This window comes from Silvania sp. (assembly GCF_051656365.1).
Lineage (GTDB): Bacteria > Pseudomonadota > Gammaproteobacteria > Enterobacterales > Enterobacteriaceae > Enterobacter > Enterobacter hatchlandensis.
Window position 1 is genome coordinate 1 of sequence record NZ_JBOGBT010000057.1, and the last position, 13712, is coordinate 13712.

At 58.5% G+C, this 13712-nt stretch carries 12 protein-coding genes; 4 read left to right on the top strand and 8 right to left on the bottom strand.

Going from position 1 to position 13712, the window contains the following annotated elements:
* A partial coding sequence (locus ACRDD5_RS11425; RefSeq protein ID WP_438676811.1) for an efflux transporter outer membrane subunit occupies positions 1–1034 on the top strand: 1034 nt, incomplete at its 5' end.
* Between the two features lie 50 nt (positions 1035–1084).
* Here ACRDD5_RS11425 and hrpA read toward each other — a convergent pair.
* Positions 1085–4987: an ATP-dependent RNA helicase HrpA gene (hrpA, locus tag ACRDD5_RS11430; protein WP_438676812.1), complete on the bottom strand. Its 3903-nt coding sequence runs from the start codon at positions 4985–4987 to the stop codon at positions 1085–1087.
* Between the two features lie 203 nt (positions 4988–5190).
* Between hrpA and azoR the strand changes: the two genes are divergently transcribed.
* The 3 genes from azoR to nadS all read left to right on the top strand — a co-directional run bounded on the left by azoR (position 5191) and on the right by nadS (position 6640).
* Positions 5191–5796, top strand: a complete 606-nt coding sequence (azoR, locus tag ACRDD5_RS11435; protein ID WP_438676813.1) for an FMN-dependent NADH-azoreductase — start codon at positions 5191–5193, stop codon at positions 5794–5796.
* A 225-nt stretch (positions 5797–6021) separates the two neighbouring features.
* Complete coding sequence (locus ACRDD5_RS11440; protein WP_438676814.1) at positions 6022–6354, top strand: type II toxin-antitoxin system RelE/ParE family toxin; 333 nt, start codon at positions 6022–6024, stop codon at positions 6352–6354.
* A gap of 1 nt (position 6355) precedes the next feature.
* Positions 6356–6640 carry a NadS family protein gene (gene nadS, locus ACRDD5_RS11445; RefSeq protein WP_271284259.1) on the top strand — a complete coding sequence of 95 codons (285 nt, stop codon included), beginning with the start codon at positions 6356–6358 and terminating at the stop codon, positions 6638–6640.
* 631 nt (positions 6641–7271) lie between these two features.
* Here nadS and paaY read toward each other — a convergent pair.
* The 7 genes from paaY to ACRDD5_RS11480 form a co-directional block, all read right to left on the bottom strand.
* Positions 7272–7868, bottom strand: coding sequence for a phenylacetic acid degradation protein PaaY (gene paaY, locus ACRDD5_RS11450; RefSeq protein WP_438676815.1), 597 nt, complete (start codon positions 7866–7868; stop codon positions 7272–7274).
* 10 nt (positions 7869–7878) lie between these two features.
* Positions 7879–8814, bottom strand: coding sequence for a phenylacetic acid degradation operon negative regulatory protein PaaX (gene paaX / locus ACRDD5_RS11455; protein ID WP_438676816.1), 936 nt, complete (start codon positions 8812–8814; stop codon positions 7879–7881).
* Between the two features lie 87 nt (positions 8815–8901).
* Positions 8902–10224 carry a phenylacetate--CoA ligase PaaK gene (gene paaK, locus ACRDD5_RS11460; protein WP_271284256.1) on the bottom strand — a complete coding sequence of 441 codons (1323 nt, stop codon included), beginning with the start codon at positions 10222–10224 and terminating at the stop codon, positions 8902–8904.
* 27 nt (positions 10225–10251) lie between these two features.
* A complete protein-coding gene (gene pcaF / locus ACRDD5_RS11465) occupies positions 10252–11457 on the bottom strand; it encodes a 3-oxoadipyl-CoA thiolase (RefSeq protein WP_438676819.1) in 1206 nt (401 codons plus the stop codon).
* Complete coding sequence (gene paaI / locus ACRDD5_RS11470) at positions 11457–11879, bottom strand: hydroxyphenylacetyl-CoA thioesterase PaaI (RefSeq protein WP_271284255.1); 423 nt, start codon at positions 11877–11879, stop codon at positions 11457–11459. Before paaI ends, pcaF begins: the two co-directional genes overlap by 1 nt.
* The gene (paaH, locus tag ACRDD5_RS11475) at positions 11869–13293 is read right to left on the bottom strand and encodes a 3-hydroxyacyl-CoA dehydrogenase PaaH (protein ID WP_438676817.1); all 1425 of its coding nucleotides are present in this window, start codon (positions 13291–13293) and stop codon (positions 11869–11871) included. Before paaH ends, paaI begins: the two co-directional genes overlap by 11 nt.
* Position 13294: 1 nt before the next feature.
* On the bottom strand, positions 13295–13712 hold a 418-nt coding region (locus tag ACRDD5_RS11480; RefSeq protein ID WP_438676818.1), incomplete at its 5' end, for an enoyl-CoA hydratase-related protein.

A 13712-nucleotide genomic window follows, 5' to 3' on the forward strand; every position in this document is an offset into this window, starting at 1 on the left:
CCGCCAGCTATGACGTGGATATCTGGGGTGTAAACCGCCGTACCGCCGATGCCGCGCAGGCCTCGCTCGAGGCGCAGCAGGCAGCGGCGGCAGCCGCCGATCTGACGGTGGCCGCATCGGTGGCCTCGGGCTACGTCACGCTGCTGGCGCTGGACGAACAGCTCCGGGTGACGCAATCGACCCTCAAAGCCCGCGAAGAGGCATTTACGCTGGCAAAACGTCAGTATGAAACCGGCTACAGCTCGCGACTCGAGCTAATGCAATCCGACTCCGAACTGCGCTCGACCCGGGCGCAGATCCCGCAGGTGCAGAATCAGATTGCCCGCCAGGAGAACGCGCTTAGCCTGCTGCTGGGCGGTAATCCGGGGGCCATCGCCCGCAGCGCGGATTTTGACGTCCTGACGCCGCTGCGTATTCCGTCCCAGCTACCGTCGTCGTTACTCAATCGCCGCCCGGATATTGTGCAGGCGGAACGCCAGCTTATCGCAACCGATGCAACGCTGGCGGCTTCGCGCGCCAGCCTGCTGCCTTCGATCAACCTGACCGCAACCGGATCGTTGCAGGACCGCACCCTGCCCGGCCTGCTGGATAATCCGCTGGAATTATGGAGTGTCGGCGGCAGCATTCTGACCCCGCTGCTCAACCGTCAGGCGCTGAATGCGCAGGTGGATATCGCCCAGTCGCAGCGCAATCAGGCTATGTATCGCTATGAACAAACCGTGCGCAATGCCTTTAAAGAGGTGAACGACAGCCTCGATGCCATCGCCCGCTTTGGCGAACAGTTGACCGAGCTGGTGGCCCAGCAGGAGGTGGCGCAGGAGACGCTGCGGATCGCGCAGAACCGCTATCGCAACGGCTATTCATCGTATCTGGACGTGCTGGACGCCCAGCGCACGCTGTTCTCGGTGCAGACCAGCGTCGTACAGGCGAAAAATAACCTGCTGCTGGCGCAGATCGATCTGTATAAGGCGCTGGGCGGCGGTTGGTCTGAAAAGATGCCCGGTGGCGCTACAGGAGTGCCCACACTCCGGTAGACAGTTTCTGTCCTCTCCCCAACGAGGAGAGGACGCCGCCGTGCATTTACCTAGGCCGAGATCTGCTCCATCGCCTGCAAAATGCGCTTGTCGGAGATCGGATACGGGGTCCCCAGCTGTTGGGCGAAGAAGCTGACCCGCAGCTCTTCAATCATCCAGCGGATCTCCTGCACGTCGTCGTCATCCCGGCGTGCAGGCGGCAGTTTGTTCAGCCACTGCTGCCAGCGCTGCTGCACGCTCTCGACCTTCAGCATTTGCGCCCGGTCGCGATGCGGATCAACTGCCATCTTCTCCAGACGTTTTTCAATCGCCTGCAGGTAGCGCAGCGTGTCGCCAAGGCGTTTGTAGCCGTTGCCGGTGACAAACCCGCGATACACCAGCCCGGCCATCTGCGACTTCACGTCCGACAGCCCCAGCGCCATGGTCATATCCACGCGCCCTTTCAGGCGTTTGTTGATATTGAACACGGCGGTGAGGATCTGCTCGACCTGCTTCGCGATGGTGACCACGGTGTCGTTGAGTTCGGCGCGCACTTTTTCGTGCAGTGTCGCAAAGCCCTCTTCGGTCCACACCGGGCCACCCGCCGCGTTGATCAGCTGATCCACACCGCAGGAGATGCAGTCGTCAATCAGATCCAACACTTTGCCGTACGGGTTAAAGTACAGCCCAAGCTTGGCCTTGTTCGGCAGTTTTTCGTGCAGATACTTGATTGGTGACGGAATGTTCAGCAGCAGTAAGCGGCGCAGCCCACGCCACATCGCCTGCTGCTGTTCCTGCGGATTGTCAAACAGCTTAATTGCCACGCTGTCGCGTTCATCCACCAGCGCCGGCCAGGCTTTCACCTTGTAGTTGCCGCGCTTCTGTTCGTAGCTTTCCGGCAGTTGACCAAAGCTCCAGATATGCAGCCCGCTCTGTTCGATACCGTCGTCGGCAACCGCAGATAACGTCTCCTGCACTTTGCCTTTCAGGGCATCTTTCAGTTCGGTCAGGGAGCGGCCTTCCAGCAGCTTTTTGTTCTTGTCGTCCAGCACGCGGAAGCTGATTTTCAGGTGATCGGGCACCTGATCCCAGTGCCAGTCGTCCCGGTCGATGGTGACGCCGGTCATCCGGCGCAGCTCACGTTCGAGCGAATCCAGCAGCGGCAGCTCCAGCGGCGTGGCGCGTCCGAGGAACGCTTCGGCGTAGTTCGGCGCAGGGACAAAGTTGCGGCGCACCGGTTTGGGCAGCGATTTAATCAGGGCAATAATCAGCTCCCGGCGCAGGCCGGGGATTTGCCACTCAAAGCCGCTCTCTTCCACCTGATTGAGCAGCGGCAGCGGGATGTGAACGGTCACGCCGTCGGCATCGGTGCCTGGTTCAAACTGGTAGGTCAGGCGCAGCTTGAAGTTGCCCTGATGCCAGAAGTTCGGATAGTCCAGCTTGCTAACCTGCTCTGCGCCCTCTTTGATCAGCATACTCTTTTCAAAGTTGAGCAGATCCGGCGTGTCGCGGCTGACCGTCTTCCACCAGCTGTCGAAGTGCCGGGCAGAGACCACGTCGTGGCTGATGCGCTGGTCGTAAAACTCAAACAGGGTGTCGTCATCGACCAGAATGTCGCGGCGGCGGGACTTGTGCTCCAGCTCTTCCACTTCATTGCGCAGCTTCAGGTTATCGCGGAAGAAGGCGTGGCGGGTCTGCCAGTCACCCTCCACCAGCGCGTGGCGGATAAACAGCTCCCGCGACAGGGCCGGATCGATCTGGCTGTAGTTGACCTTACGCGCGGCTACCACCGGCAGGCCGTAAACGGTGACCTTTTCGGTGGCCATTACCGCGCCCTGCGCCCGCTCCCAGTGCGGCTCACTGTACGAGCGTTTCAGCAGATGCTGCGCCACCGGCTCCACCCATTCCGGGTCGATGCGCGCGGCAATACGCCCCCACAGGCGGCTGGTTTCCACCAGCTCGGCGACCATCGTCCACTTCGGCGGTTTTTTGAATAAGCCGGAGCCGGGGAAGATCGAGAAACGGGCGTTGCGCGCGCCGGTAAATTCCTGCTTATCGGTATCTTTCATCCCGATATGCGACAGCAAACCGGTCAGCATCGAAATATGAATTTCGCGGTACTCCGCCGGTTCGCTGTTCACCGGAATGCCCAGCTCTTTCACCACCTGGCGCAGCTGGGTGTAGATGTCCTGCCACTCGCGCACGCGCAGGTAGTTCAGGAAATCCAGCTTGCACTGGCGACGGAATGCGTTCGACGACAGCGCTTTCTGCTGCTCACCGAGGTAGTTCCACAGGTTCACAAAGGCGAGGAAGTCAGACTCTTTGTCGTGGAAGCGACGATGTTTTTCATCTGAAGCCTGCTGCTTGTCCATCGGCCGCTCGCGCGGATCCTGGATAGAGAGCGCCGAGGTGATGATCATCGCCTCGCGCACGCAGCCGTGTTTCTGCGCCTCCAGCACCATGCGTGCCAGACGCGGATCCACCGGTAGCTGGCTGAGCTGACGGCCCATCGGCGTCAGCTTGTAGACGGTGGCCTGCTCGTCGGTAGTAATCGCGCCCAGCTCTTCCAGCAGGCGCACGCCGTCCTGGATATTGCGCTTATCCGGCGCTTCAACAAACGGGAAGGCAGCGATATCGCCCAGCCCCAGGGCGGTCATCTGCAAAATCACCGAGGCCAGGTTAGTACGCAGGATCTCCGGGTCGGTAAACTCCGGGCGTGACAGGAAATCGTCTTCCGAATAGAGACGAATACAGATCCCTTCCGATACACGACCGCAGCGGCCTTTACGCTGGTTAGCCGAGGCCTGGGAAACCGGCTCAATCGGCAGACGCTGCACTTTGGTGCGGTAGCTGTAACGGCTGATACGCGCCGTGCCCGGGTCAATCACGTACTTAATGCCCGGCACGGTGAGCGAGGTTTCCGCTACGTTGGTCGCCAGCACGATGCGGCGTCCGCTGTGCGCCTGGAAGACGCGGTTCTGTTCGCTGTTCGACAGGCGCGCATACAGGGGCAGAATTTCCGTATGGCGCAGGTCGCGCTTGCTGAGCGCATCGGCGGTGTCGCGGATCTCGCGCTCACCGCTCATAAAGATCAGGATATCGCCCGGACTTTCGTTGCCCAGCTCATCCACGGCATCAAAAATGGCCTGCAGCTGATCGCGCTCGGTATCGTCCGCGTCTTCGACAATCGGGCGGTAGCGCACGTCCACCGGATAAGTACGCCCGGAGACTTCGATAATCGGCGCATTGTTAAAGTGGCGCGAAAAACGTTCCGGATCGATAGTCGCCGAGGTGATGATGATTTTCAGATCCGGACGACGCGGCAGCAGCTCCCGCAGGTAACCCAGCAGGAAGTCGATGTTCAGACTGCGCTCGTGCGCTTCATCGATGATGATGGTGTCGTACTGCATCAACATCCGGTCCTGCTGGATCTCCGCCAGCAGGATGCCGTCGGTCATCAGCTTCACCATGGTGTTGTCGCTGACGTGATCGCTGAAACGCACTTTATAGCCGATACAGCCGCCCGGCTCGGTTTGCAGCTCTTCGGCAATACGGTTCGCCACCGTGCGCGCTGCCAGACGACGCGGCTGGGTGTGACCGATCAGACCTTTGATCCCGCGCCCCAGCTCCATGCAGATTTTTGGCAGCTGGGTGGTTTTACCTGAACCGGTCTCCCCCGCCACAATCACCACCTGGTGATCGCGCACGGCTTCGAGAATTTCCTGTTTCTTCTGACTGACGGGCAGGTTTTCCGGATAGGTAATCGTCGGGCGCGACGCCTCGCGCAGCACGACTTTACCGGCAGCTTGTTCGATCTCGTTGGCCATCTCCTGATAAATAGCCTGTTGTGCATCAGGATTTTTAACCTTCTTCACGCCGTGCAGACGGCGGGCAAACCGCTGTTTATCACGCAGCATCAGTGAATCCAGCTGTTGCATGAGCATCGGGAAGGTGAGTTTTTGTTGTTCTGTCATAGCGTTAACGGGCAGTGCACTGCCGGATAAATTCTCTTTTTAATGATTGATATAGACTACCACATCGGCGGTTTTTGCGCCTTATTCAAAAAATTCGAACATAGACTTCGATATATTGCGCTATCCCTGCAACAGGATTGTGAATAGAGTGTCAACAAGCAACGGGGCAATCCCCCTTATCAAATACAAAAAAGGAATCACCCATGAGCAAAGTATTAGTTCTGAAATCCAGTATTCTGGCAGGGTACTCTCAGTCTGGTCAGCTGTCCGATTATTTCGTTGAACAGTGGCGCGAACAGCACAGCGCAGATGAAATCACCGTCCGCGATCTGGCGACTCAGCCAATCCCGGTACTGGACGGTGAACTGGTTGGTGCTCTGCGTCCGAGCGATGCGCCACTGACCCCACGTCAGCAGGAAGCGCTGGCGCTGTCCGATGAGCTGATTGCCGAGCTGCAGGCGCACGACGTTATCGTGATCAACGCCCCGATGTACAACTTCAACATCCCAACGCAGCTGAAAAACTATTTCGACCTGATTGCACGTGCTGGCGTGACTTTCCGCTACACCGAGAAAGGTCCGGAAGGTCTGGTGACCGGTAAGCGCGCTATCGTGCTGTCAAGCCGTGGCGGTATCCACAAAGATACCCCAACCGACCTGATTGCCCCGTACCTGTCCGTGTTCCTGGGCTTTATCGGCATCACCGACGTGAACTTCGTGTTTGCCGAAGGGATTGCTTACGGTCCGGAAGTGGCGACCAAAGCGCAGACTGACGCGAAAGCCGCGATCGACAGCCTGGTGGCTGCATAAGATTTCCCACTCCCACCGCCCGGTGGGAGTTTTTTTATCCCCCGCACTCCGCCTGTTATTTACGCGATACCTCGTAGAATCGTCACGCTTTTCAGCATATTAACGGTGCACTTCATACAATGCCTGCCGGTGAAACCGCCTGAAGAGAACTGACGGCAAAATAAACTGGATAAGTACTATGTACACCGTGAGGTGTACATAGTACTCTCTCAAGGAGAGTATGAAATGTGTCATGCGATAGAATTTATCGAAACCACACTGTTTACCCGGCAGATACAACAGATCGCCTCAGATGATGAGCTTAGGGCTTTGCAAAAAGAACTTATCGCCTTTCCGGACAAAGGCGATGTCATCCAAAATACGGGCGGGTTGCGAAAAATCAGAATGGCGACGGGCTCTCAAGGGAAAAGCGGTAGTGCCAGAGCGCTCTACTTTCTGGCAACGAACGAGATTATCTGGCTGGTAATGGCTTACCCGAAAAAAACGAAAGACAGCCTGACCGATGCGGAAAAGGCGCAACTGAAAAAACTGACCACATTATTAAAAAATGAGGTGTGATATGAATTTTTTTGACGAACTCAAAACGTCCCTGGAAGAAGCAGTCGAAATCAAAAACGGGGTTAAAGCCCCGGCACGCGTTAACCGCTATGAGATTGCCGATGTGAAAGCGATTCGCGAGCAGCTTAACGTTTCGCAGGTTGAGATGGCAAAAGCGCTGGGCACCAGCGTCGACACCATCAAAAGCTGGGAGTCCAGAAGGCGTAACCCTACGGGTCTGGCGGCAAAAGTGCTGGCGGCTATCCAGGCCAATCCGGCGTTCTTTTACGCACTGGCGGCGCAGTGAATGGGCGTCTGGCAGAAGCCACAAAATGGAAAAGCCCCAGCAATTGATTGCCGGGGCTTTTAAGGTTCTACCAAATTAATATTTAACATTCATCAACTTAATTACACACTACAACTTCTAAGATGTACGTATTCTCACAGGATTACCGTTGAAGCCAGTTAACGCTACCTCCTGATAAGTGATTGAAATAACATTTATCCTGTCGTGTACATCACCCTCGCGATATATACTCTTGATGCGTGGCCTTAATACTTCGCGATATTCTCAACTGCATACTGAATCGTACCCAAATCGCGAATATTACTCTTTGAAACAAGACCTTACATCATCGCGTTTACTTCCCCATTATGCGATTGTACATATTTACTGCATGGCCTGAAAGCGTGTTCACACTGGTTTTTTACTGATTACCAGGACCCAAACTACAATACTTCGTGGCCATTATCGCATCTCGTTACTGCTATATTACCGCACCGTTAAACCTTTATTTCACTGTGGTGCTGAGTTCTAATCTACTCATTATAGACGCAGTGTCAACCCTGTAATCACCAACATTTATATTTTATTGTTTAATATCATTAAATCAGATAATTACGTGATCCCGATCTGGTTTTGGCCGCCCTTTTTTCGTTCAGCGAGACGATTTAGGCCGTAAATTGTCGTCAAAAACCAGTCGTTTGCGATCCGGCTCTACCGCACGCAGCGGTTCGACCTGGTGCATGGTCTGTTTGCAGCGCTCGACCAGGGTTTGATACTCCCGCGTGCCTTGCTGCTTCCACGCCAGTTCCTGCTCGCTCAGCACCCGGATCGCTTTGGCCGGGCTGCCGATGATCAAATGGTTCGCGGGCATCTCAGCTTTGGCTTTCACAAAGGCCGCCGCGCCCACGATGCTGTTTTCACCGATCACTGCCCCATCCATCACCACCGCATTCATCCCCACCAGCGCGTTACGGCGGATGATGCAACCATGCAGAATAGCGCCGTGACCAATATGCCCCTCTTCTTCCACCACCGTATCCTGCTCCGGGAAGCCGTGCATGATGCAGTTATCCTGGATATTGGCCCCGTCCTGCACCAGGATGCGGCCAAAGTCACCGCGCAGGCTGGCATTCGGCCCCACGTACACGCCCTTGCCCAGGATCACATCCCCAATCAGTACCGCTGTCGGATGGACATAGCTCTCTTCCGGGACCACCGGCGTCATGCCGTCGATTTGATATACAGGCACATAACCTCCTTTACGCGAGCGTCAGGCCACCAAAGCGTTGCCAGTAAGAAGAGCCCGGCGACGGTAGTTCGCCGACCGTGGTTTCCCCTTTTTCACTGACAAACGCCAGCGCACCCGGCGCGACGCGTTGATAAATGTTGATACACAACTGGCGGGCCGTCTGGCCCGCCCAGTGCGGTGGGAGTAACTCCTCCGGTAACAGCGGATCCTTGAGCACCACCCGACGATAAAAATGGATCAGCAGCAGCTGGATCTGGAAGCAGCGTTCCGGGGTCAGTTCATCCGCTGCGGCCTCCCGCAGCAGCGGCAGCAGCGGGCGGAACGAGTCGATAAAGGATTCATACATCACGTTCTGTTCGCTGAGTTGCCAGCACTCTTCCACCCGGGAACGCAGCGCGGCGCGGGAGAGCGCCAGCGGCGAGTGAGCCTCAAAGCAGATCACGTTTTCGGCCACGCCCGCTTCGTGCAGCAGCGCCTGTACATCCGCCAGCTGCTGCGAAGGTGAGGCCATCAGGCTGGGTGCCAGCGTGCCAAAACCCTGCCAGATGAGCTGCTTTTTCACCTCCGCAAGGGTGGTTTTGTCCATCCCTTCAGAGAGCAACAGCAGCCATTTTCCGTCCCAGGCCGGTAGTTCTGCGCGATAAATTTTCGCCTCGGCGCGACGGGTTAAGCGGAGTCCTTTGTCGCTCAGACGATAAAAACTGCGCCTGCCGATGCGCGAAACATCCAGCCAGCCTTCCTTGTTAAGACGAAACAACGCGGTGCGCACAAAGCGCTCGCCAAATCCCATCCCTTCCAGCAGTGCCGCCAGGCTTCCCAGCCAGACTTCGCCGCCGCGATGGGACAAAGCGTCGCCATACAGGGAGGCGATTAAAGAGGTACCGCTGATGGGAACGGAGCTAACCGCTTGCTGAATAAAGGCGTCGAGTTTACTCATGTGATTCATTCTGTTGTGATTATTGTATCGGATGAATCATAGCATAGCCCCCAGGCCGCAGCCCTCCCCTAATATGGAGAGGGCGACAGCAAGGCGTTAGCCGTTGGCGGCGACCTTACGCAGGTCGAACACCCGGCAGGCTTTGCCTTCAGAGCGCGGGATACTGCCGCAGTTGACGATCGTCACGTCAGTGGAGATCCCAACCATCGATTTGATGCGGTGGCGCAGCTCATGGCAGACGTGGCAGCGCTGTTCGTGGTTCAACGTCAGGCTGCTCTCTTTCAGTTCGACTTTCACCGAAAGCGAATCAAGATGGCCCCGACGATTCACCTCCAGCTGGTAGTGCGGCGACAGATGCTCAAATTTGACGATCTCCTCTTCCAGCTGTGACGGGAAGACATTTACGCCGCGGATGATCAGCATGTCGTCGCTGCGCCCGCTGATACGATCCATCCGGCGCATGGTGCGTGCCGTTCCAGGCAACAGACGCGTCAGGTCGCGAGTGCGATAGCGGATCACCGGCAGCGCTTCTTTGGTCAGGGTGGTGAACAGCAGTTCGCCCTGCTCGCCATCTTCCAGCGGCGTACCGTCGTTTGGATTGACGATCTCCGGGTAGAAGTGATCTTCCCAGATGGTCGGGCCGTCGGCGGTTTCGATGCACTCCATCGCCACCCCTGGCCCCATCACTTCCGACAGACCATAGATATCCAGGGCGGTAATGCCCAGGCGTTTTTCAATTTCGCGGCGCATCGCCAGCGTCCACGGCTCGGCGCCAAACACGCCGACACGCAGGGAGCATTTACTGGCATCGCCACCCATCTGGCGCTCAAGCTCTTCGATCAGGTTGAGGCAGTAGGACGGCGTGACCATGATCATATCCGGCTGGAAATCACGGATCAGCTGGGCCTGTTTCTCGGTCTGGCCGCCAGACATTGGGATCACAGTGGCGCCTAAACGTTCGGCACCGTAGTGCGCGCCCAGCCCGCCGGTGAACAGCCCGTAGCCGTAGGCGACGTGGATTTTGTCTTTCGCGCTGCCGCCTGCGGCACGCAGTGAGCGAGCCACAATGTTCGCCCAGGTATCAATGTCGTTCTGGGTGTAGCCAACCACGGTTGGTTTGCCGGTGGTGCCGGACGAGGCGTGTATGCGCACCACCTGCTCCATCGGCACGGCGAAGGTATCAAACGGGTAGTTATCACGCAGATCCTGTTTGGTGGTGCACGGGAATTTGCGGATATCCGCTAACTCTTTGAAATCATCAGGATGGACGCCCGCCGCATCGAACTTGCGTTTGTACATCGGCACGTTGTTGTACGCGTGTTCTAAGGTCCATTTCATGCGCGTTGTTTGCAGAGCGCGCAGTTCATCCATGGAGGCGGTTTCGATCGGGTCAAGCTTTGTCGTTGTTGTCGTTGTCATCGTAGGGTACTCACTTTTTATAATTGCTCAGACACGCTCAAGGATCAGGGCAATACCCTGACCAACACCGATGCACATCGTGCAAAGCGCGTAGCGCCCTTTACGACGATGCAGCTCGTGGCTGGCGGCCAGCGCCAGTCGGGCTCCACTCATCCCCAGCGGATGGCCCAATGCAATCGCGCCACCGTTGGGGTTAACATGCGGGGCATCGTCCGGGAGCCCCAGCTCACGCAGGACGCCCAGCGCCTGCGACGCAAACGCTTCATTCAGTTCAATCACGTCCATATCGTTGATGCTCAGGCCGGCACGCTCCAGCACACGGCGGGTGGCCGGTACCGGGCCAAGGCCCATCAGACGCGGCTCAACCCCGGCGGTGGCCATTGCCACGATGCGGGTGCGAGGGGTTAACCCCTGCGCCGCCGCCATCTTCTCACTGGCGACGATCAGCGCCGCAGCACCGTCGTTGACGCCAGAGGCGTTGCCTGCGGTAACCACACCGCCTGCGCGGAACGGGGCTTTCAGCCCGGCCAGCATCTCGAGGGTGGTCTCAGGACGCAGGTGCTCGTCATGTAACACTTCTGTTACCGCACCTTTTTTACCTTTGATGATCACCGGCACGATCTCCTGCGCCAGAATACCGTTGGCCTGGGCCTGCGCAGTACGCTGCTGGCTGCGCCAGGCGAAGGCGTCCTGGTCTTCGCGGGAAATACGTAACAATTCCGCTACATTCTCTGCCGTTTCCGGCATGCTGTCAGAACCAAATTGCTGCGCCATGAGCGGGTTCACAAAACGCCAGCCGATGGTGGTATCGAAAATTTCATTCTGGCGCTGGAAGGCGCTGGTGGCTTTGCCCATCACGAACGGCGCGCGGGACATGGACTCCACGCCCCCGGCAATCATCAGGTCCGCATCACCGGCACGAATGGCCCGGGCGGCAAAGCCCAGCGCATCCAGACCGGAGCCGCAGAGACGGTTCAGGGTGGTGCCGGAAACGGTCTGCGGCAGCCCGGCCAGCAGCAGCGACATGCGCGCCACGTTGCGGTTGTCTTCCCCTGCCTGGTTAGCGCAGCCAAAGATCACATCATCAATGCGTTCCGCGTCGAGTCCCGGGTTACGCATCAGCAGCTCGCGCAGCGGGATCGCGCCCAGGTCATCCGCGCGGACACCGGATAATGCGCCGCCGTAGCGACCGATAGGGGTACGGATCCCGTCACAAATAAAGGCGTCACGCATCATGCTTCTCCTGTAATCGTGCCGCCGATGCGGTGGGATTTCCCACGGAACAGGGCAACGGTTTTTTGCTGTTGATTAACAATTTCAATGTCGTACACGCCGGTCAGTTTTCCCTGATGGCGAACCTGCGCGGTGGCGGTCAGCTTGTCGTGGGCAAACGCCGGGCGAACAAAATCAATGGTGCAGCCCGAGGCTACCGCCGCCAGCCCCTGGCTGTTGCAGGCGTAGGCAAAGGCGGTATCGGCCAGGGTAAATAGCTGGCCGCCGTGGCAGCTTTTGTGACCGTTAAGCATCTGCGGGGTCACGGTCATGGTCAGAACCGCTACGCCATCATCCATCTCGATAATGTCGATGCCATAGGCCTGGGCGCAGGCATCGTTTTCGTACATGGCGCGGGCGTTGCGCCAGGCGTTATGACTCATAGCTACTCTCCAGAAGCGCGCGCTGGCGCAGCAGGGAACACGGGCGGTAACGTTCTTCGCCGTAGTGGCGTTGCAGGTTTTCCAGAAGGCACAGCAGCCGTTGCCAGCCGAGCTGCTCGCCCCAGGCCAGCGGGCCGCGCGGATAGTTCACGCCCAGACGCATGGCGGTATCGATATCCTGTTCGCTGGCGACCCCTTTTTGCAGGGCGTCGAGGGCCTCATTAACAATCATCGCCAGGGTACGCCAGATAAGCAGACCCGGATAATCGGCCACCTGCAGAACCCGCTTCCCCTGCTGCTGCAGGTGATGCACCGCTTTTCGGGTCGCGGACGTCGGGTTGCTGGCAGCGGCGGCAATAATCGCCACATCGCCTTCCTGACGATCGACCACCACCACCGGATGCCCGAGACGGGTTGCCAGCGCCTGGGCCGTTTCGCCCTGAGTTTCAATCAGCAGCAGATCGTCCAGTTCGGTGACACCGTCACTTCTTTTCGCCACGTGCAGGGCACAGTAGGACTCGCTCACCGACGCCAGCCAGCCCGCGGTCGGTTTGTCGCTGTGCCAGTTGTAAACGCCCTGGCCGCTCTTCTTACCAAGACGTCCCGCCAGCACCAGCTCCTGCTGCACCAGCGACGGCAGGAAACGGCGCTCCTGCCAGAAGGCGTTAAACACCGAGCAGGTAACAGCGAAATTAACGTCCTGGCCGATCATGTCGGTTAACTCCAGCGGCCCCATCGGGAAGCCCGCCCCTTCGCGCAGCGCAGCGTCAATCACCTGTGGGGCAGCCACCTGCTCCTCCAGCGCGCGCCAGGCTTCGGCGTAGTACGGACGCGCCACGCGGTTAACGATAAAGCCCGGCGTGGACTGGCAGCGCACCGGCTGTTTACCCCAGTTCACCGCCAGTTCGCAGAGCTGTTCCACCACCTCGTCGGAGGTCGCCAGCCCGCTCACCACTTCCACCAGCTTCATCACCGGGGCCGGGTTAAAGAAGTGCAGCCCGGCCACGCGCTCAGGGTGGCGCAGATCGGCGGCAATCGCGGTAATCGAGATCGATGAGGTATTGCTGGTCAGAAGTGTTTTTTCCGGGCAAATCGCCGCCAGTTCGGCGAACAGCGCCTTTTTGATCTCCATGCGTTCAGAGGCAGCTTCAATCACCAGATCAGCCGCTGCCAGCGAATGGATGTCGGTCACCGGGATCAAACGCTGTAATGTCTGCTCGCAGGCGCTGGCGCCGAGCTTGCCGCGCGTCACGCGGGATTGCAGGCGGGTGCGGATCCCGTCGATGGCGCGGGAGATGGCGTCGGCATTGATATCGTAAATCAGCACCGGGTGACCGTGGCTGGCGGCCACTTCGGCAATGCCGGCCCCCATGATGCCGCTGCCAATCACCGCGACGGTATGAATAGTGGTCATCTTATTTCCCCGTAAACTGCGGCGCGCGCTTGTTGAGGAATGCGCTGACGCCTTCGCGATAATCGGCGCTGCGTCCTGCCAGGCGCTGGTAATCGCGCTCCAGATCCAGCTGGGCATCCAGGGTATTGGTTTCGGCGGCGTTGATCGCCTGCTTAATCAACCCCAGGCCAAAGGTCGGCTGCGCGGCCAGATGCACCGCCAGCTGCTGGGCGGTGGCGGCCAGCTCGCCGTCATCCACCACCTGCCAGATCATCCCCCAGGCCTGCGCCTGCTCGGCGCTGATTTTCTCGCCCAGCAGGGCCAGGCCCATCGCCCGGGCGCGACCCGTCAGGCGCGGCAGTAGCCAGGTGCCGCCAGAATCCGGCACCAGTCCCAGCTTGCTGAAGGCCATCACAAAATTCACCGAGCGGGCAGCGATC